The organism is Levilactobacillus wangkuiensis, from assembly GCF_016861605.1.
GTDB lineage: Bacteria > Bacillota > Bacilli > Lactobacillales > Lactobacillaceae > Levilactobacillus > Levilactobacillus wangkuiensis.
Genome location: NZ_BOLM01000016.1, coordinates 1 through 17,950 on the forward strand (window position 1 = coordinate 1; position 17,950 = coordinate 17,950).

Annotated in this window: 19 protein-coding genes; 2 read left to right on the plus strand and 17 right to left on the minus strand. The window is 44.7% G+C overall.

The annotated features are described in order from the left end of the window. Positions 1 to 855: 855 nt before the first annotated feature. Both JUF13_RS10555 and JUF13_RS14605 read left to right on the plus strand, forming a co-directional pair. Positions 856 to 1,233, plus strand: coding sequence for a MarR family transcriptional regulator (locus tag JUF13_RS10555; RefSeq protein ID WP_203639661.1), 378 nt, complete (start codon positions 856 to 858; stop codon positions 1,231 to 1,233). A gap of 172 nt (positions 1,234 to 1,405) precedes the next feature. Beyond that, entirely contained in the window at positions 1,406 to 1,612 is a 207-nt protein-coding gene (locus JUF13_RS14605; protein WP_367182364.1) for a DUF3923 family protein, read from the plus strand. 179 nt (positions 1,613 to 1,791) lie between these two features. Here JUF13_RS14605 and JUF13_RS10565 read toward each other — a convergent pair whose 3' ends face one another. From JUF13_RS10565 to JUF13_RS10640, 17 genes are all read right to left on the minus strand, one after another. Next, positions 1,792 to 2,415: a GNAT family acetyltransferase gene (locus tag JUF13_RS10565; protein ID WP_203639662.1), complete on the minus strand. Its 624-nt coding sequence runs from the start codon at positions 2,413 to 2,415 to the stop codon at positions 1,792 to 1,794. 483 nt (positions 2,416 to 2,898) lie between these two features. Further along, a complete protein-coding gene (locus JUF13_RS10570; protein WP_203639663.1) occupies positions 2,899 to 3,951 on the minus strand; it encodes a GH25 family lysozyme in 1,053 nt (350 codons plus the stop codon). Beyond that, positions 3,951 to 4,469 (minus strand): phage holin family protein, encoded by a 519-nt coding sequence (locus JUF13_RS10575; protein ID WP_203639664.1) that lies wholly within the window; start codon positions 4,467 to 4,469, stop codon positions 3,951 to 3,953. The genes JUF13_RS10570 and JUF13_RS10575 overlap by 1 nt, the downstream gene beginning before the upstream one ends. A gap of 11 nt (positions 4,470 to 4,480) precedes the next feature. Beyond that, positions 4,481 to 4,843 carry a hypothetical protein gene (locus tag JUF13_RS10580; protein ID WP_203639665.1) on the minus strand — a complete coding sequence of 121 codons (363 nt, stop codon included), beginning with the start codon at positions 4,841 to 4,843 and terminating at the stop codon, positions 4,481 to 4,483. Positions 4,844 to 4,955: 112 nt separating this feature from the next. Further along, positions 4,956 to 5,273 (minus strand): hypothetical protein, encoded by a 318-nt coding sequence (locus tag JUF13_RS10585; protein ID WP_203639666.1) that lies wholly within the window; start codon positions 5,271 to 5,273, stop codon positions 4,956 to 4,958. A 46-nt stretch (positions 5,274 to 5,319) separates the two neighbouring features. Then, on the minus strand, positions 5,320 to 5,481 hold the full coding sequence (locus JUF13_RS10590) for a hypothetical protein (protein ID WP_087612786.1): 162 nt from the start codon (positions 5,479 to 5,481) through the stop codon (positions 5,320 to 5,322). A 14-nt stretch (positions 5,482 to 5,495) separates the two neighbouring features. Further along, positions 5,496 to 5,627, minus strand: coding sequence for a CD1375 family protein (locus JUF13_RS14515; protein ID WP_251948884.1), 132 nt, complete (start codon positions 5,625 to 5,627; stop codon positions 5,496 to 5,498). Positions 5,628 to 5,639: 12 nt separating this feature from the next. After that, positions 5,640 to 6,092, minus strand: a complete 453-nt coding sequence (locus JUF13_RS10595) for a hypothetical protein (RefSeq protein ID WP_203639667.1) — start codon at positions 6,090 to 6,092, stop codon at positions 5,640 to 5,642. An 11-nt stretch (positions 6,093 to 6,103) separates the two neighbouring features. Beyond that, positions 6,104 to 7,555: a hypothetical protein gene (locus JUF13_RS10600; protein WP_203639693.1), complete on the minus strand. Its 1,452-nt coding sequence runs from the start codon at positions 7,553 to 7,555 to the stop codon at positions 6,104 to 6,106. Positions 7,556 to 7,557: 2 nt separating this feature from the next. Beyond that, the gene (locus tag JUF13_RS10605; RefSeq protein WP_203639668.1) at positions 7,558 to 8,217 is read right to left on the minus strand and encodes a hypothetical protein; all 660 of its coding nucleotides are present in this window, start codon (positions 8,215 to 8,217) and stop codon (positions 7,558 to 7,560) included. Then, positions 8,207 to 9,385 (minus strand): baseplate J/gp47 family protein, encoded by a 1,179-nt coding sequence (locus tag JUF13_RS10610; RefSeq protein ID WP_203639669.1) that lies wholly within the window; start codon positions 9,383 to 9,385, stop codon positions 8,207 to 8,209. Before JUF13_RS10610 ends, JUF13_RS10605 begins: the two co-directional genes overlap by 11 nt. Then, positions 9,372 to 9,770 (minus strand): contractile injection system sheath initiator, encoded by a 399-nt coding sequence (locus tag JUF13_RS10615; RefSeq protein ID WP_125766092.1) that lies wholly within the window; start codon positions 9,768 to 9,770, stop codon positions 9,372 to 9,374. Before JUF13_RS10615 ends, JUF13_RS10610 begins: the two co-directional genes overlap by 14 nt. After that, entirely contained in the window at positions 9,770 to 10,114 is a 345-nt protein-coding gene (locus JUF13_RS10620) for a hypothetical protein (protein ID WP_043022744.1), read from the minus strand. Before JUF13_RS10620 ends, JUF13_RS10615 begins: the two co-directional genes overlap by 1 nt. Beyond that, positions 10,114 to 11,355, minus strand: coding sequence for a hypothetical protein (locus tag JUF13_RS10625; RefSeq protein WP_203639670.1), 1,242 nt, complete (start codon positions 11,353 to 11,355; stop codon positions 10,114 to 10,116). Before JUF13_RS10625 ends, JUF13_RS10620 begins: the two co-directional genes overlap by 1 nt. Continuing rightward, on the minus strand, positions 11,345 to 11,737 hold the full coding sequence (locus JUF13_RS10630; RefSeq protein WP_041815494.1) for a phage baseplate plug family protein: 393 nt from the start codon (positions 11,735 to 11,737) through the stop codon (positions 11,345 to 11,347). The genes JUF13_RS10625 and JUF13_RS10630 overlap by 11 nt, the downstream gene beginning before the upstream one ends. Before the next feature lie 11 nt (positions 11,738 to 11,748). Further along, positions 11,749 to 12,396, minus strand: a complete 648-nt coding sequence (locus JUF13_RS10635; protein WP_125766090.1) for a LysM peptidoglycan-binding domain-containing protein — start codon at positions 12,394 to 12,396, stop codon at positions 11,749 to 11,751. After that, positions 12,396 to 17,936: a phage tail tape measure protein gene (locus tag JUF13_RS10640; protein ID WP_203639671.1), complete on the minus strand. Its 5,541-nt coding sequence runs from the start codon at positions 17,934 to 17,936 to the stop codon at positions 12,396 to 12,398. Before JUF13_RS10640 ends, JUF13_RS10635 begins: the two co-directional genes overlap by 1 nt. Between the last annotated feature and the right edge of the window lie 14 nt (positions 17,937 to 17,950).

Below are 17,950 nucleotides of genomic sequence, written 5' to 3' on the forward strand. Positions count from 1 at the left end.
CAAAAAGCTGGTTGAGGAAAATCCGAAGATTTTCCTCAACCAGCTTTCATTTTGGAGACTTATGTCACAGCCCCTTTAAAAGTTATCCATGATGCCCAGAGCAGGCATACTTGATCGTGCTATATCAATGATTAAAGCCGTGCAGTGCAAAAAAAGTGCAAACGTTTTTCTTTTTATAAATCCGTTTTATTCCCTCACCTAGTAAAAAATCCATTTCTAAGCATTCAAAATTATATATTTTCATTGATTAAGCGAACAAACGTTCGTATAATAAAAGCTGAGGTGATAGTTATGGAACAACAACCACTTAATGGAACCCTTGAAAGCGACCCCCGAACTATCAAGCTAAGCCCCCTGCTTCTTTATGTAAAGATACGTGACTCCAAGACAAACGAGCTAATCAATTGTTTGGTACATGCCCACGCTTTGGATTTTCTTTATCGTGCAGAGAAAGGATCAACGGCTGCGCTGTTTGGCCATTATAATAGTAGAAAGCAGTTTGTGATCACCAAATACGCATTCTGCGCTACAACTGTGGCTATAGCATAATGATGAGGTGACATTTAGTGATGCAAATAGAAAATGATGCAAAAGTTATTAATGAGAGAATTGACGCAAGCTTCAAACGGCTCATCAACACCCGTTATCAGATTGATGTGGTTTTTAACCACACCTACACTAGATTTATTGTTTAAAGTGATCGTCAGACTTACAATTAATTCAAAAAACATCTGCGGCTGGTAAAGTCTCCATTATCTAAAGCTGCACGAAAGTTATTCAAAAAATAGTTTTTAGTGTTATTATTGTAATTGTTAATCATTAAATTAAATTTCAACACATTATTGGAGGGACTTCATGTTGTCTTTTGATGAATTGTTAGATGAGACGTGGAAACTTAGAAAAATAACCAACAGAATATCTCGTATAGATAGCGAAAACTTCACCATTAGTATTATCCAATTTATGATGTTACACGAAATGATTTACTTTGAAGATTCCTTTATTACCAGAGATTTTTGCTCCAAATATGATATTAGTAAAACATTTGTCTCAATGCAGACTACTGATTTGCTTAAGAAAGACTTGATTAGCTCTGTTACTTCTAATAAAGATCATAGAATTCATTTTTTAAAACCTACCTTATTAGGGGAAAAAACATATCAAAGCATGATACCCTTTGTGGAATCAGAAATAAAAAGTATTAAGCACGATATAGAAAAACTAATTATTTAACGTTCCACCGCCTACTTTTAGCAATAGTGTAATTAATCTCGCTTTGGAAAATATCCACTATACTATCATATAATCTCAGTTAAAAGGGTACTATGATAGTTAACCTAATAAAATTATCATAAAAATCACTGTGATTTATTTTTAAAAATTGTCTTGAAGGGGTAGTTTTCTAATGAAAATTTGGAGACTTACAGTTATCTTAGAAACAGTGGTCTTTCTGATAGGTGTTATTTTTTTATGGTTTAGAAAAATTGATGGTTCAGGAATTACTAGTTCGAATGGGAACCGGGTTACTTCAATTGGAATTTGGATTTTCTTATTTCTAATTATGTACGTTGGAGATCTCATCTGGATGAACTTCATCAGAAAACAGCATTAAAAAATTCGCAAATTATAAGTTTCAAAATTAAAAACGAATGGCATAAAGGGCCGCTCACCTCAGTAGAGATGAGCGGCCTTAATGTCGATTTTCCTGTTTTACATCTTTCATGATTTTTTATAAACTGCGTAATTAATAAAAAAGACGCCCACCCCGCCAGGAGTGAGCGCCCTTTTCTATCAGATATCGGTCAGCTTCTTTACATATAAATGCAGGTGGTTGACAGATACATATGGAATACTTGGAACTTTATCCTCATCACTTTCTTTTAAAAGCAATTGGCTAAATCCATTGCTCGTGTAAAATTCACGAAGATATGGAATGTTTTTAGCTTCCAAATATAGCATTGTCCCACCAGATGCCATCCAAGCTTTTTTAATTTCTTCATATGATAATGCTAAAAGTTCATTTCCAGTTATAATATGGGAAGATTTGTACTTAAAGTTAACACCTAATTGTCCAAGTAGTATTGAAGAAACTTCGTAATTATCTTGTTCAGTTCTATATCCCATTGGCAATAATTTACGACGTACGCCATTACTTAACTTATTCCAATTCTTTTTAGAAATTGTTAATGGCTTACTAGAAATAGCAAAGTACCCGGCCAATTTCAAGTCGCCCTTAATACTAGTATAAACTAATGTTGTCCGTGATAATCCAACCTTTTCAAATTGAATTGCTTTTTTCTTTAAAAAGCTTTCAACGTCATCATTAATAGATGCAAAGTCATTTAACTGAGTAATGATTTCTCTAGTTTCATAATTATCAAGCAACTGTCTTAGCGAAACAACCTCAAATGACACTAGTGCTGATCATCCGATCTGAATAACGAATCAAATTTTTTATGAAGTTTGTCCTCATCCATTTTGTTGTATCGATTTACTGCTGATTCCACTACAATGTCTACCCGTCGTGAATGCTCAAGCGCGTTAGCTAATGCATGACCATTCTTTTTGTTAAAAGCAAAATCAGTTTGAAAGCTTTTAGTGGCCATACTCATCACCCCCAACAATTTTGAAATAGCTACGTAGTAAAAAATTATTTGTTACTTGACAAATTCAGTATATCATACAAGCATCAAAGATCCATATCTTTTGGTATAACTTAATTAAGTATTTGGATATTTTCCAATAATATTAAGCTATCCTCCTAGAATTGTATGATCACTTTAAAAGTATCAACCACCTTATTCATCATAACATAGTTCCAAAAAAGGCGCCCACCCCTGTTAGGAGTGAGCGCCTTTTCTAAATCAGTAACGTACAGGTACATCTTGTACTGTACTCTTATTTGACAAATTTGTTAATCTTTTTGTTTCCACTGATATAGTATCCGTTAGCCAACTGAATCCGAGTTGTATCTCTGTAATTGGCGATCTTAGCGACATCAAATTCAGTGCCGGCTGGCTGCCAGTCCACAACATGTTTGAGGGCCTTATCTTTGTACCGGTGAGTACCGCGTACAGACTTTACTCGCTTGACACCGCCATCAACAGAATAGTATAAGCGATTAACGTTGGCTTGGTTAGACGTGATGTAATAGCCGTTGGCCAACTGGAACCGGGTAATTTTGCCGTAGTTAATCACTTTGGCAATCGCAAATACTGTGCCGGCCGGGAAGTTGTCTACTTTGTGTTTGAAGGCAATGTCCTTGTAGCGATTAATCGGCGTCCGGGCATAGATCATCTTGGGATTGTATCGGTAGTAGATGGCCTTCTTAGGCTTGATCGTCTTAGTTGTGGTGCCATAGTAGAAGTTTGAGTACATTTGGGACACATCGAAACCACCATAACACCCAGGGAAGTGCATGCTTGACGTCCATTGCCAGCCATTATATCCGGTATAGAGTTTGAACCCTGACGGGTTATAAGGATAGTTAGCCACCCAACCACCACGGCCGGTTGTATTCAAAGGCACTGAATTAATCCAGCTGCCCATCGTATAAACGTCCGTCTTAGGATAGCCCATGCGATGGACTTCGTTGATCCAAGCCTTAACAATTTTAGAGTTCTGATTCCAACCAGAGTTGGTGGTTTCAAAATCAAGTACGATCACACTGTTCTTGCCCAATCCTGCCTTAAGCGCACTCCGCGCCGCCATTTGAGCTTCGGCCTTAGCCCCAGCCACTGTCGTAAATCCGGCAAAGTGATAACCGTTGACGTGTAGACCAGCAGTAATCGCGTTACGAATGCTTGGCTTGGCCGTTTGGTCAGTGAAGTACGTGCCTTCGGATAGCTTAGCTATCATGGCTTTGACGCCATATTTTTTCATTGAGCGCCAATTGGCAACGGTCATGATTCCATTGTTATTGGACGTATCCACAACATCATAATGCGGCATTACTTTGCATCTCCCTCCGTAGTGGCCGTCTTTTCGGGTACATCTAAGGGTGCTGGGTCAGCGGGCACTGTCGCAGCTTGCTTGTCCAGTTGTGCTTGCTTATCAGCGAACGCTTGCTCTGTGTCCGCCAGAGCGGCATTGTATTCAACCTGTTTTGCTTGGGCTTTCGTATCCGTTGTTGTCATCGACTGATATGCCTTTTCAATGGCTGCTGAAATAATTGCCGGTGCCAGACTATCATGACCAAATACTTTCATTTGGCCTGTTACATCAGCAATCGCCTGCTCACGCTTTTCTTCCCCTGGCATTTCATAATTAGTGGCCGCCTTGTTGACAGCACTGAAAGCCAGTGTGTCTAACAGTCCCAATACTTCGCGCTGAGTAGCGGACTTGTTCGCCGCAATCTTGGTCTTCAATGCCGGATTGATCCGGGTAAACCAGCCAACCAAGGCAAAAATTAAGACACCTAAGATACCGGTGTCGTTGAGCAATTTAATAATCTTCGTAAATTCAGACATGCGTTTTCCTCCTAAAGTTCACCGTACCGTTCCCGGTACGCTTGATTCTCACGTTCTAAAGCAGCATTACGTTTTCGTAAGGCTTCATTCTCACTAACCTTTAAGGCAATTTGCAGGTTAAGTTCTTGTTCCATGGCATCTTTCTTAGCCTTCAATCCATTCAGATCATTGTCAAATTGTTTTCGCACATCATCGAGCTCTTTACGAAGGCCATGGTTATCCTCTTTAATTTGCTTAACGATATACTCCTGTATCTCCTGATGATCATGATCAGCCTGGCGTAAATCGGAATGATAGCCATGAATAACAGCCCATACGGTCGTTACAAACGTTCCCAGCGCACCTAAAGCAACTGCCCAGGACTTAATATCCATGCGTGTCCCCCCTAATCAACGTACCGACTAGCAAAAACAGCATGAGTAAGGCGAACACCCACGTTAGGTTAAACCGCACATCAAACAAGCCCCGAACAATGAAAGCCACTGATCAGGCCCCCATTGCTGGTGATAGGGCAACTAGGCCACCATCACGTAACAACCGCCGATTGTGAAAGACGCCAACCAGAATAGCGATGCCACAGACAATTAACCACAATGAAAACCACCAGTCGTCAGCAAAGGCAAAGATTGCATGTTCAGCCGGTGAAGGTGGTGGCGGTGGTGTCACCCGTGGATCATCTAAATAACCTTGATGAAACCAAATATACAAACCGCCTATCATTGAAAATAAGCCAAAACAAAAATGATTCCAATGCGAAAAGGCCCGTTGAACCGGGCCATCTTTAATACGATGCAATTGCTTCACCCCTTTCCCACAAAAAATCCCATCAAAAAAGCACCAACGGCGATTGCTATGCTTGCGGCGTAGTATCGGCGGCGGTGCTGGTTGAGTTTCCCAGGACTTCTTTCACTTGGGGTTGCAGATAGGATGGTACTTCATCAATAGTCCGACCACCGTCCAGAACGTTTGCAGCATAGATAGCAGCTAAAGCTGAAAATTTGAAATTTAACATAATTGATTATCTCCTTATTTGTTTGATTGTAGTTGAGTCAAAGCCGCTTGGGTGTCAGACCGAAACGGGACTGGTACGGCTTCAATAGTCCGTGTGCCATCAATAATTGCTTGCGCATAAATCTGTGCCAATGCAGAGTATTCCATTTCCATCACCTCCTAAGATTCACTTGCTGCCGAACTAGCTGGGGCTGCTGAACTCGTTGCAGTTGAGTCAGCTCCAGTCGTGGTGCTAGCCGGTGATAGTTGTGAAGACAAGTAATCGACAGCTTCCATCAAGCCTTGCTGCGTTAACTCATTGGCTGACTTAAGGCTTTTGTTTTCAGTTTTCAATGACTCAATGTTTTTCGCCTGTTGTTCAATTTGCTTACCCTGCTGATCAATCAATCCTTGCAGGTAGTCGATATCCAAATTGGGTAAGTTACCCGGAGCTGTGACTTCTTGGGAGTCGTCACCCTTGAATGCATACATCCACCAGTATCGCGTGAAGTATTGAACCAAGGTAGTAGGGATATTCACCGCTCGTAAGCCATCTGCTGGATCAAGTACGGGCGCAGTGTCCTTGTCTGGAAACTTGTTATCTGAATCTGATTTTACGTAATAAATTGGCATTTCTTTTCCTCCTAACTTTGTGTATATGAGTTATTAAAAATTACGATACCATTAGTGGTCCAACTATCTGGAACGCTAGAAGTGGCAATCAAAGATGATTTACCAATTTTTAAATCTGCAGTCGTCGATCCGTTAGTATCGTTAAGCCCTACCGTCATATCATTTTTGATAGTCCATGCTTTATTTTGTAATTCTGTTGGAAGTTGCTTAACTATTGTCAGATTAGCATCTGTTTTACCATAATTTCCCCCTACGCGTGCATACCCAGATATATATAGTGTGCCGTCGACAAGTCGATAAAAAGCAGTAGTAGCATCACTATTTACCAATAGTTTCCAAGCACTTGCTTCAAGGCTTTTCAAATCGTCGCGGGTAGCGACTGATTTACCTCCGTTCACAGTGAGCTTGGTGAAGTCAGTAGGTGTAGAAACAACCCCAGTGTTAGGGTTGCGGGCAATCGTATTATTGGCAAGTGCGACATCTTGACCATTCTGCTGGAGTTTTGCGGTAAAGTTGGCATCTTGACCAGTCCGTGCTAAATCAGACGGTAAACTGCTTGCTAGTAGTAGCGGATTGTTGTTGACCGTTGGGGTGGTGTCAAAGTTGTTTGCTCCAGATAGGTGAGCTACTTTGGAATCATCCGCTGGTGTAATTGTTAGCTTATCTTGCTTGGCATTAACTTCCTCAATTCCTGCTACATCGCTAGCAGGTTTACGCATATCCGCCGTGTGCACAACCGTACTATCATTAGCTTTGCCACTAACTTTCGTGTCCGCGTACTCCTTTGCCGACTTGAGTGTTTCAGCGTCACCATCGGAAACATCCTTGGTGGTCGCAATGGCATTGCCTTCACCGTCCACCGCACCCTTTTCCAGCGTGACGGATTCCTTGAAATCCGCCGGCTTGCTACCATCGATGACGGTGGCAGGGATAAGGCTTTTTACATCGTCCGTTTTGACGTAATCGGCCAAGGTCACCTTCAACGCCTCGTTGGTCACTGCACCAGCTGGGTTGATTGATAGGTCGACGTTACTGGATTGACCCACTACAGTTTCCAGATCAATTCCTAAAGCCGACCCCATTGCATCTTGATGGATATAAACGGGATCTTTTAACACGGTGACACTGTACAGCACCTCCTTACCATCGCCATCGACAGCGAACAATCCAACCGAATTCATTTGATAATCATTTGGTGCTTTTGTTTGGTCGATTGCGATATTTACATCCACCGTGCTGTCATTGATGACTGTCACGGTATTAATGTCAGCCGTTTGCTGAACGTTATCCAGCGACGTTAGGACTTGTAGCTCGGTAACCGACTGATTAAAAAGATTAGTGGTACTGATTTCTGCCTTAGTAAATTTGGCCGTTGTTTTATTCGCGATAAGCCGTGCGGCTATTGACTGGGCGGCAGTCGTGAAGATGGTTGTTGCACTTCTTTGCTCATCATTACTTGCCACTATTACCCCTCCTTTGCCTTGATTATTTGTCTAATTTTGGTGACACTAGCTAAGCCAGCTTGTCCTTGCATCGAGATATGGCGGTCCTGCGCGACATTCATTGTTGTATGAATTGTTTGGTGAACCATAGTATAAGAGGCCATATAGAGATTACTTTTGACTGTCGTTTGGAACTGGATCGAAGCTACTCTGGTTGGAGCCGCAACGGATGCCCGGACCTGGTCAAGCAACATTGCTTCCTTCTCCTGTGAGTCAACATAGATTGCCGGAACATTCAAGACCTCAATGGCCATTGGTTCACCAGTTACGTTCCAAAGAGGGCGTACCAAAAATTCGTGTGGGTCCGCAGAGAGAATTGCCGAGACGACATCATAAATCTGGTTGATGGTCCCATCGGTATACCGACGGGCAAGGCGCGCATAAATCATTCGCCGATAGAAATCGTCATCCATCTGTCCTCGATAAACTCCAATGAGGTTGCCTATTCTGTCTAGGAATCCGCCCTCAGCGGTGTCTAGTGACCGCATTTTCAACAGCATATCCAATCGCTTCTCACCAGCACCTATCGGCTGTTCGACCAACTGCATCATCTTCCAATTGTTCGACCCAGTAGACCGATCAAAAGATGGCGGTAAGTCCTTAATTGTTGGATCAATTTGCATTAGTTACCACCTCGATATTGCCCGGAGCATAAGTTGCTGACTCAAAGGTCTCTAGCTGGATATCGGACGCTGCTAAAGTATCAGTTGTGCGCCCAATCTTGATCTCCGCATCAGTCACGCCGACCACTCCATACACTAAAGTGTAGAGATAAGTAAAACGCACCTTATCCCCCATTGTTAGAGAGTTAAGATACGTTTTGATGTTGGTTTTAATTTGGTCAATTCCATCTGTCTCAAATAAGGTACTATCAGTATCAAGCGTGACCGTCATAAAGATTGGCACGCCTGTTGGACGGTCAAAGTGAATCTCTTGCGGGTGCCCGCCACGGTCCAGCACCTTGAACACCGTTGCCCCTACTGTCTGAGTCCCACCAGCAAGAGTATCGCTAATAGCTTGAGCTACATCACCATCGATGCCACCTGCAGCATAGACGTGAATTGATTTTGGCGGGTCACTATTTTCGTCAACCTCATTAGTGTCATTGATGTTGACCTCTACTTGATCGACTCCGGCCACGTTAGCCACTGATGATCTGATTCCGTCACGAGTAGCTCCCGACAATGATTCTTCGAAGACTTTTACCCGGTTCTTAAAAGTCTCATCATCCTCGGTAGTCATACCACCAGTCGCTGCCACCGGATTAGTGACCGAAGTGATCTCTTCAACCGGCATGGTCTGCTTAGTAATCGTACCTGCTGCGACATTCGCATCAGCTGACTCATCCATTGAAACTGCAATGCCAGAGCCGTTGCCATCATCATCCAAAATAACGGCATCTTCGAGCATAAAGGTTTGTCCATCTTCTGTCTCGAACATTTCATCAGCATCAATCACTGTTCCTGCTTTTCCGGTGAAAGTTAAAGACACGTAGGCTGGTTGTGATTTATTTCGGGTTAGTCCTAATAAGGCAACAACCTTATCTAAGGTAATCCCTGTTGCGGTGTCGAAGAACCACGAGTCCCAGACGTTGCCGATGGTTTGCTCGTACTTAGCAAATCGGTGAGCCACGATACGGATAAAACTACCTAAGATAGACTTTTCAGCCGTCCCGATATTAGAACCCATCAGACTACCAGCAAGCTCAAATAGGTCAATTTGAATTGCATCCTCTGGCTCCGCTACATAACCTTGCGGCGTTAGTCCGTACTCAGCATCAGTTTCCGCCATCAATCGTCACCTCCTGTTCTATTTCCTCTTGATCATCTTCAATACCTGTTTGGTTCATATCAACGGTCATTTTCAAATTTACTGACAAAATTCGCGTTTTATGGTCCAAATTAAAAGTGGTATCTGTGATGGCTACCACTCGGGGTTCCTGCTCCAAAATTGCATCCTCAAAATCAGCTTGGGCAAAGGCTTCATTAAAGTCTTCACCGATAAGATTTTCATAGTCCATTCCCAAATCGGGTTCTAGTGGTGCGTCCCCCAGCTGATTACTGATGATGGTGCGAATTCCTTGAGCCAACTCCTCTTTACCAATAACTGTCTGCATCTCGCCATTTTCGATGACTAAATCGCCGTTCTCATCTTGTTTTAAATCTCGTAGTTCCATTAAAACACCGCCTCGATAAAAGCATCGTTCAAGCTATGCAAACGGTCTGAAGCGTTTGAAATATCCCCTGTATCGCCTACATCTGCTTCTGAAACGTCGCGATCAAAGAAGCCCACACTAACGCTGACATCCTTTTTGACATCGTCTCGAGCATGTTTAGGAATTCGTACACTCAGAATCATCCCTCGCTTATCGCCATCAGACGCAAGGTCTTGTGGTTGTACGGTGCAGGTATGATCCGACTCTACCGAAACCACTCGACAAAGTAGGTGGACATGTGTCTCACGCTTTACTTTTCGTGCAAAGAAACGAAAAAATTTTAGTTCTGGTCTTTTGTTTGCCATTACTTCAGCACCCCCGTTGTTAGGAAGGACGACCCATCATAAGCGTGTTCCCCATTATCGACGACCATCGTTCGATTCAAATTCCGGCTCTTAACTTTGATTACGGCGTCTGTCGTAATGCGATGCTGCAGCAGGCAACTAAAGCTCCATGATTCACCATCGTCATCTTCGCTGTAGCTTGGTTCCTCAGTCAGTCCAGTTGTGTTCGACAGCAATAATTCGGCTGGCTTGGTGGCCGTACTATTCTTCTTAGCCCCACCAGCCTTCCGTAAGGCCTTCTCCGCTTTATTCAAAAGCTTCTGTGCATTTTCCCAATCGTCCTTTGCATCTTTAACTTCCTGGGTCCGCTTGGCATAGGAAGCTACCGCGTTCTTGTGGGACTTCAATCCGCCAACCTCACTGATGCGTTGTTGCCAATGAGCTACGGACTTTTTGGCTGCGGCCTTACCGCTCTTGGTCTTGGCTTTATCCAAACGTCCCTGCGCGGCAGTTAAATTCTTCTTGTACTGAGCACGATCCTTTGAGATGGTCGCCGTCGTCGACGACCGATACTTGGCGGCCATCCCTTGCTGGCGCACCTTATTGGTGTAGTGGGTATGAGCCGACCGAACTGCCGCGCGCCGTGTTCGCACGATTTTCTGCAAGTCACTGGCACTGGTGTCATAGACTACACAGTATTTTCCACGCACAATTCGGAGAACAGAACCACACTTCTTAGCGATAGACTCAATCAGTTCCAACGGCTGACCATCAGCTGTATAGCCCTTTTTAAATTTCTTTGGAATCTGTAGCTTGATGGATTTCAGCGGAATACCTGACTTTTTGGCAATCGCCTTGATAACTTGTTCAGCGTCCGACTGTCGCTTAAAGGTGATTGAAACATCTTTCTTTTTTGAGTAGTCGGCGCCCTGGATGAAGGTAAAGCCGAACTGCGAGTCAACCCCGGACCATAGCAGAGGCGGAATTTTGTTGATGTTACCCTCCGTCAGAACTCCAACATCACCTTTATATCCTGCGTAAAGTGTGACGTGCTCTCCTTTTTTAAAAAGAGCCCGTGTCTTCTTAGATAGGTTCATGATGGTCACTGTCGCAACATCTGGTGTGGGCTCGCTAGAAAATGGCACACTAAACTGAATCTCTAGTAAGTGATTCAGCCGATTGATATTTTCAAGCGTCACTTTTTCCTTACCTGTATCCAGAACCAACTTGACTCGCCGATCCACTTGATACTTAGCTGCCATCATCATCACCCCCATCTTCGCCAATTCCAACATAGTCATCGCTACTAAGATCATCTGTTGGGTCAATATCATCGATCATCAAGAACACTGTCCGCCCAAAAGTCTCAGCATTGACGGCTGTGGCTTGTCCGGACTCATCCATTGGTACCAAGTCAACCGCTGGCAGCCGGTCATCATTGACATAGGCCCATAGTCGGTGATTCAACACCAATTTTTCACCCAAAATGATTGGGTTGAGGTCCTCGTCGTATAAATCGACCGTAAAAAAATCACCAACAGCGTTGTAGGACACTCCAAAGTTGAAGGTGATATCTGCTAATTCAATTTCAAAAATTTCCGGCAAATCATCAACATCTATCGGAATATAGTCGCGTTGCGACATCACCACTCACCTCACTTAACCCTAATCCGGACGCCAATTGGTATCTTGCGATCCGGGTACTTGTTCCACTTACGCAACGTTGCAATTGACGTCCCAAAGCTCTGATGGAAACCCCAGTAAGTATCACCGGCCTTAGTCTTACGATAAGTGCCCTTAGTCTGAGCAGACTTGGTACTACCAGTAGGTTTCTTATTACCGTTACTTTTTTTACCCTTCTTTTTGATTCGGGAAGTCTTAGCAAAATGTACAAACTTCAAGCTCATTGTTGCTTCAATTGTCGAAGTGTACTTTTCGCCATGACGGGTTAAGTCCTCAATTTGAAGGTGTTTGTAGTAGACAACAGCACCCTTAAAAACCACTTGTGTGCCATCGAACCGCCACTTATTCAACTTGGACCAAACCTTATTGGCCTTAGCCATCGTATCTTCTTGAATCAAGATTGAAAGGGTGATTGTCTTACTTGTTGGCCGCGAATGATCAGTGATAGGTTCGCCCTTCTCAATCGCATACTGAGTTACCTCTGAAGCAGAATCATCATCCTCAGTCTTAGCGTGAATGCCGATTCGTTGAGACACTTTATTCTTTCCGTATTCGTGCATATATGCACCAAAAAACTCGGAAGTCCCATCCCGAGTTCGCTTGTATACTGGTTTTACCATTACGCTCCTCCTAACAGGTCTTGTAGCTGTTCAAAGCTTTCGCCCATCGCTTCCTTGACCCACTTCATAACTTGTTGCTTCGTGACATTTCCGCTGGCGTCACCAGTTATATTGACATGGATCGTTGGGTGAAAATCAATCTTGGGTTTACTGCTGTGTCGTGAATTTGAAGGAATGGATTGGTTTGCAATCTGCTTCGATTTCTCGTGTGGATAAATGGTCCCAGCTGAGTCTGGCTTGAAGAGTTCTGGCCCCTTCTCACCAACAATTGACCACTCACCAACCTTCGGACGACCACCCTTGGCATACCAACCATGTACTTTTCTGAATGCTAATGCCTTATCAATGCCTCCGTATCGGCCATTAACGTAGCTCTTCATCCACTTCAATTGAGTAATTGGATTGGTCTTCCAATCAGACCCCGCAGATGCCATCTTTGAACCAGGTAGGGCTTGAGGAATACCGTAGGCAGAACTGCTTGGATTATGGATTGTCGGGTTCCATCCAGACTCTGGTGTAATAATTGAGTTGTAAGCAGCAAATTGGCTTGCCGGAATGCCAGCCTGTTCTAACCAATGTTTATGGCTCCCAGAAGGAGCCGCACTTGTTCCATCCGATCCTGAGTCATCATCGACGTGCAAACGTTTAGAAATCCAGGACAACGCTGACTTGCCAATCTCACGCTTGAAGAGCTTTTCAACGCCAGTATCCTTAGACTTACTCTTCTCCACACCAGAGCTCTTGCCATGCATCTTGGTGACATCGTACCAGCCACTAGTAGACAGCATGTTCTTCTTCAGCGGATTTCCTTTAGTAACACCGATATGAACGTGAGAACCAGAGCCTGTACCGACCAGCTTTCCTAGCGTCGCAATACGCTGTCCCGTTTTTATCGTGTCACCAACGCCAACTTTAATATTACCCATGCCACCGAATTCCTGATAAATTTCTTGGAATCCATCATCACTCTTTACAATGATGACTTTACCTAAATCAGAAATTCCAACGCCACCAATTCTCGAAACAGTTCCACCATGAATGGCTCTGATAGCTGATCCCAATGGTCCACTGAAATCAACACCATCATGAGCGGCACCAGCACCATAGTACTGGGCACGAGAGGTTCCAAACCCATCCTTCTTAGTGAGACCAGGTGAGTGGGCCCAGTTGCCACCAGCTCCACTGCCACCATTAATTGCATCATTGATGACATTCCAACCAGCCTTGTACCAATTAGGGCCAACAGAATCCGTTGCCCCCTTGGCCGTAGTGGCCAACCCACGTTTCAGGTCAGACCCCTTAGACTTAGTCGTCTTGTCATCAAAGTCACGTTTCCAAGCAGCGTCTGGGTTCTTATGATTCTTAGAAGCCAGACTGATCAGCTTGTCATCAGACGCACCAGTCCCCTTCTTGAAGTGTGGTAGGTATGGTTTAGCATTCTCAACCTGTGATCCGTTGAAGACTTCATCACCCTTTTTCAGGGGCGTAATGACATCCTTACCAATAGGCTTCAAAAGTTGACTGCCACGGGCCACTAGTTCTTGTCGAGGGCCACTCGTTGCGTCGTTAAGGACAGCCAATTGATCACTAGCGATTGGACCCTTAGACCCAGTTGCATAGTGAATTGGCTTCAAAACAGACTTGTTCCCACCAAACTGTGCCAATGTGGTATCAATGCTACTGATACCCGAATTCATTGATGAAATTGCACCGGCCATTCCGTCATGGGCTTGGCCTTTTAACTTGCCAAAAATGGACCCAAAATCGCTAACTAGGTCCGTTGTGACGCTGTTAAACTGCTTGTGCATTGACTTCAGTGAGGCAACCGTATCATCTTTGACGTCGTCAAACTTCTTGACCGCCTGCTTATGCAGTTTCGTGGTCTCAGATTCCGCATCAGTGCGAGTATCATGCCACAATGAGGCGTTCTTCTTGTTGAGCCGTTTCAGCGATGAAGCAGACTTCTTAGACATGTCACCATAGTTCTTGGTGACTGATTTCGACATCTTTTTAGATTCCGAAATTGAGTCCTTAGAGGTCTTCTTGCTCAGTCCCGGCATAGTGGACCAACTACCGGCTGCAAAGCTGGTTAACTGGGTCGTGCCAGCAGCAAAGTTAGGGAGTCGTTGCCCAAAGGAACCTCGCGACATCTTAGCAACGTCCGCGTGACTGTAGATACGATCACCTGACCGCACCTGCAGAAGCTGTGCACCTCGGTCCCCCACAACACTGAATTTCTTACCGCGTTGCAAGACTTCGGAGCCGTTTTCTCCAACCATTGCCATACCAGTCTTACGGATGGCACCACCAGTAGCTTTTCCAGGAAGTCCCTGATTGACTGTAATCCCGCTACCCATATAAGTTTTCCCAGCTGCCTTGGCTAACTTGTTTCCGGGATTGTAGTTATTCTTGATGGACTTCGTATTAGATACTGGTTTCTGGTGTTTAGCACCAGTAGCAGATGAGTTTTGATTAAGCATAGTTTCAAGATTATTGGACATAACGCCCATAATCCCGTTGATACCACCTGCGGCATCAGCAGCTGCTTGAACTACGGCATCGCGTTGCTTTTCTGCCCAGTGCACCGTTTTCTTGTACTGATCATGTGCCGCACTAGTGGTTTTGTCGTACTGCTTTTGAGCGTAGCCCTTGATTCGCTTATATTCGACAGAGTGGACACCATAAAGCTGCTTGGCTGACTTTAGAGTTTGATCATAACGGTCCTTTGCTGAAGAAACTTGCGCAGTATAAGCTTTTTTTGCGTTAGACTTCGTCAGACGATAGGACTTGGCCGATTGTCTGATTACTGAGTTATATTGTTTGGTTGTTAGCTTGATTGTCCGAGAGTTTAGACTTCTTAGTAGGGATTGTTGCTTCTGATTTCCTTTATCGGTTAGCTTGAGAATATCTGCATTCAGCTTCCGAACCAGTGCAACCCTGTTCTTACCACCGGTACGCTCATCACGTTCAATCGCCGTATAGTCGGCTTTGACAGCCGCCAAGTGCTTTTGATTGTATGACTTTTGTGAATTAAGTGCCTTTTGTGCTGAACCAGCACTAGTTGCACCAATCTTTTCCAAAAAGCTTGCGGCCTTAGTTGATTTAGAAGTCGACTTATCGACATATCCCGATAATGCTGAGTATGCCTTATTGTACTTAGCGCTATTAGACGTAAGCAGTGAAGACTCGTCCGCCTTAATCTTTTTGGTCTGCTTTAGGGAAAAATCAGCTGCAGCATTGGCCCAGTCCTTATTTGCCGAACTGACCAGCTGAGTCGCTGTCTGGGTGGCGGTTCGTGCATCCTTTGGCAAAGAGTCGAAGGGATTGTCCTTCTTAGATTCTTTTCCAGAAGACTTATGCGAGCTGCCACTAGACTTTCCGGAAGGAACATCTTTCCCCGTTAGAAAATTCCAAGCTGCTCCAACCTTGTTACCAATCCATTCATCAGTCCCAATGCCGCCAAGGAACTGGTTCTTAGCGTTTGAACTGATGCCTTTACCCTTAGCCGCTTCGGACATGCCTTTCGACTGCCCGGCGATAGCTGAAGGTAAGTGGTCCGCAATGATTGTGACACCAGCGGTTAAAAGACTAGCCTTGGCTAACCCGCCAACTAGACCCTTCCCCTTAGAAAGTAAGCCTCCACCAGCAGAGGCCCCAGAGGTGGCAGTACTTGCCGCTCCCTCAGATTCTGCTAATGCCGTTGATGACGCCGCTAATGCATCTTGGGAAACGGCTAAGCCTTTAATAAGTTTAGCCGTATTGATGGCAGCGCTCCCCAGCGTCGTGATGACACTAACGACCTTTGCCGCTGGTGCCAGCGCCGCCACCGTGATGGCTGTCCACGTCAACATGGTCTTTTGTGACTTATCGAGTTTGCCGAACTTCTCCAGCAAGCCCCCCATACCAATTGCCAGTTTAGTAATCGACGGAAGGACAGTTTGCGCAAAAGTGATAGCTAAACCCGAGGCTGCCTGTTTGAATTTGTTAATTTGGTTTTGAGCAGACTGCATGTTCTTGGCAGACAGCTTGCCGGTATAGTCATTATTAGCTGAATCCTTGACCTTCTCGTTTAACTTGCCAAGCTGATCAGCATTCTCAGCTAAAATGGCCCCGGCTTGTTGCCCCGTCGCCCCGAACAAATTATGAAATACGGAGGCCTTTTCAGTCGCTCCTAGCTTGGCACTATGCTTTTGAATCAGGCTAAACGTGTCAGCCATAGACTTCATATCACCATTTTTCTTGGTGAAATCTTTGGTTGAAAGTCCCAATTTATCAAGCGCACCTTGTGCTGCTTTTGAAGGCGACTGTAAACTGGTCAGCGTCTTACGTAACCCAGTCCCAGCTTTATCAGCTTCAAGACCGTTGTTAGATAAAATACCGATTGCGCTGGAAGTTTCGGACAGGCTTAATCCAGCTTGCTTAGCACTGACACCAGAATAACTAAGAGCAATCCCCATCGAATGGAAGTCCGTCGCCGTCAAATCGGCGGCATATGCCATCTCATTGGTGACCTTTTTAGTGTTTCGGATCATGCCAGAAGTTGAATTTGCCCGCATCCCAAAGGACTCTAAGGCTGCTGTTGAGTCATGCACAACGTCTGAGAAACTGTCCCCAGAAGCTACAGATGCCTTTAGCATGGACTTCATAGAACCAAGAGACTGCTCAGAGGTGTAACCACGCTTGGTTAGCTCTTGATACCCCTCAGCAATTGACTTTTGGGACTTGCCATACTGGATAGAGTATTTAGCACCATCAGCCTGCATTTGCTTAGTGGCCTTAAGTGAAGTTCTGGCACTCTCACCGCCGGTCGTCAGCAAGTTATTGGTGACCTTATACTCATGCTGAAGCTCAATGGCCTTCTTAGCTCCATAGACAAACGCTGCACCGACACCTAGACTCAATGCCTTGGTCTTATCATAAACACGGTTAGCAGACTCAGACGCCGTCTTCATGGACTTCTGTGCCCGATTGAATCCGTTGAGTTCGTTAGAAGTCTTAGCCATCTGTAGGCCCAGATCATTAACACGCTTTCGCTGTGCCTGATAGGCCTCTGAAGTTGAGCCACTAGCTGTCTTTACACGCTGAAGCTGAGTTACCTCTTTGCCGTACTGAGTCTGTAGGCTCGCGTATGTACCGCGCAGTGATCGAATATGGTCACTGTTGGCAGCATGTGCATGACCTTGGACCTTCAGCATCTCCGTATAGGAAGCGTCAGCCTTTTTGGTTAGCTCAATAGTACGTTGAGAGGATTTAAGAGCCGTCTCGTATTCCTTGACCTGCTCTTTAAGCTTGGCCCTATCTTGCGCAGACTCTCGATCCTGTCGTCCAGAATTGCGTTGGGCCTCGGTATAAGACTTGGTAGCTGATGTAGACTCTCGCTGAGCAGCTGCTGAAGCTCGTTGACTGGCTGAGAAACTGGCACTTGCCGTTGTTGCCGACTTAGTTGCCGTTTCTAGTGTTTTGACGCTACCTTCCGCAGACCGTAGTCCACTATCATCCACTTTCCAGTCGATATCGATTGTCGTGTGCTTGATTGCCATACTTTTTTACCTCG

Bases quoted from the DNA above. Each gene is read 5' to 3' on its own strand.
- JUF13_RS10635 (WP_125766090.1), bottom strand. From the start codon at position 12,396: ATGGTAAAACCAGTATACAAGCGAACTCGGGATGGGACTTCCGAGTTT.
- JUF13_RS10605 (WP_203639668.1), bottom strand. From the start codon at position 8,217: ATGCAAATTGATCCAACAATTAAGGACTTACCGCCATCTTTTGATCGG.
- JUF13_RS10630 (WP_041815494.1), bottom strand. From the start codon at position 11,737: ATGTCGCAACGCGACTATATTCCGATAGATGTTGATGATTTGCCGGAA.
- JUF13_RS10610 (WP_203639669.1), bottom strand. From the start codon at position 9,385: ATGGCGGAAACTGATGCTGAGTACGGACTAACGCCGCAAGGTTATGTA.
- JUF13_RS10640 (WP_203639671.1), bottom strand. From the start codon at position 17,936: ATGGCAATCAAGCACACGACAATCGATATCGACTGGAAAGTGGATGAT.
- JUF13_RS14605 (WP_367182364.1), top strand. From the start codon at position 1,406: ATGAAAATTTGGAGACTTACAGTTATCTTAGAAACAGTGGTCTTTCTG.
- JUF13_RS10620 (WP_043022744.1), bottom strand. From the start codon at position 10,114: ATGGCAAACAAAAGACCAGAACTAAAATTTTTTCGTTTCTTTGCACGA.
- JUF13_RS10625 (WP_203639670.1), bottom strand. From the start codon at position 11,355: ATGGCAGCTAAGTATCAAGTGGATCGGCGAGTCAAGTTGGTTCTGGAT.
- JUF13_RS10615 (WP_125766092.1), bottom strand. From the start codon at position 9,770: ATGGAACTACGAGATTTAAAACAAGATGAGAACGGCGATTTAGTCATC.
- JUF13_RS10590 (WP_087612786.1), bottom strand. From the start codon at position 5,481: ATGTTAAATTTCAAATTTTCAGCTTTAGCTGCTATCTATGCTGCAAAC.
- JUF13_RS14515 (WP_251948884.1), bottom strand. From the start codon at position 5,627: ATGGAATACTCTGCATTGGCACAGATTTATGCGCAAGCAATTATTGAT.
- JUF13_RS10570 (WP_203639663.1), bottom strand. From the start codon at position 3,951: ATGCCGCATTATGATGTTGTGGATACGTCCAATAACAATGGAATCATG.
- JUF13_RS10575 (WP_203639664.1), bottom strand. From the start codon at position 4,469: ATGTCTGAATTTACGAAGATTATTAAATTGCTCAACGACACCGGTATC.
- JUF13_RS10595 (WP_203639667.1), bottom strand. From the start codon at position 6,092: ATGCCAATTTATTACGTAAAATCAGATTCAGATAACAAGTTTCCAGAC.
- JUF13_RS10555 (WP_203639661.1), top strand. From the start codon at position 856: ATGTTGTCTTTTGATGAATTGTTAGATGAGACGTGGAAACTTAGAAAA.
- JUF13_RS10580 (WP_203639665.1), bottom strand. From the start codon at position 4,843: ATGGATATTAAGTCCTGGGCAGTTGCTTTAGGTGCGCTGGGAACGTTT.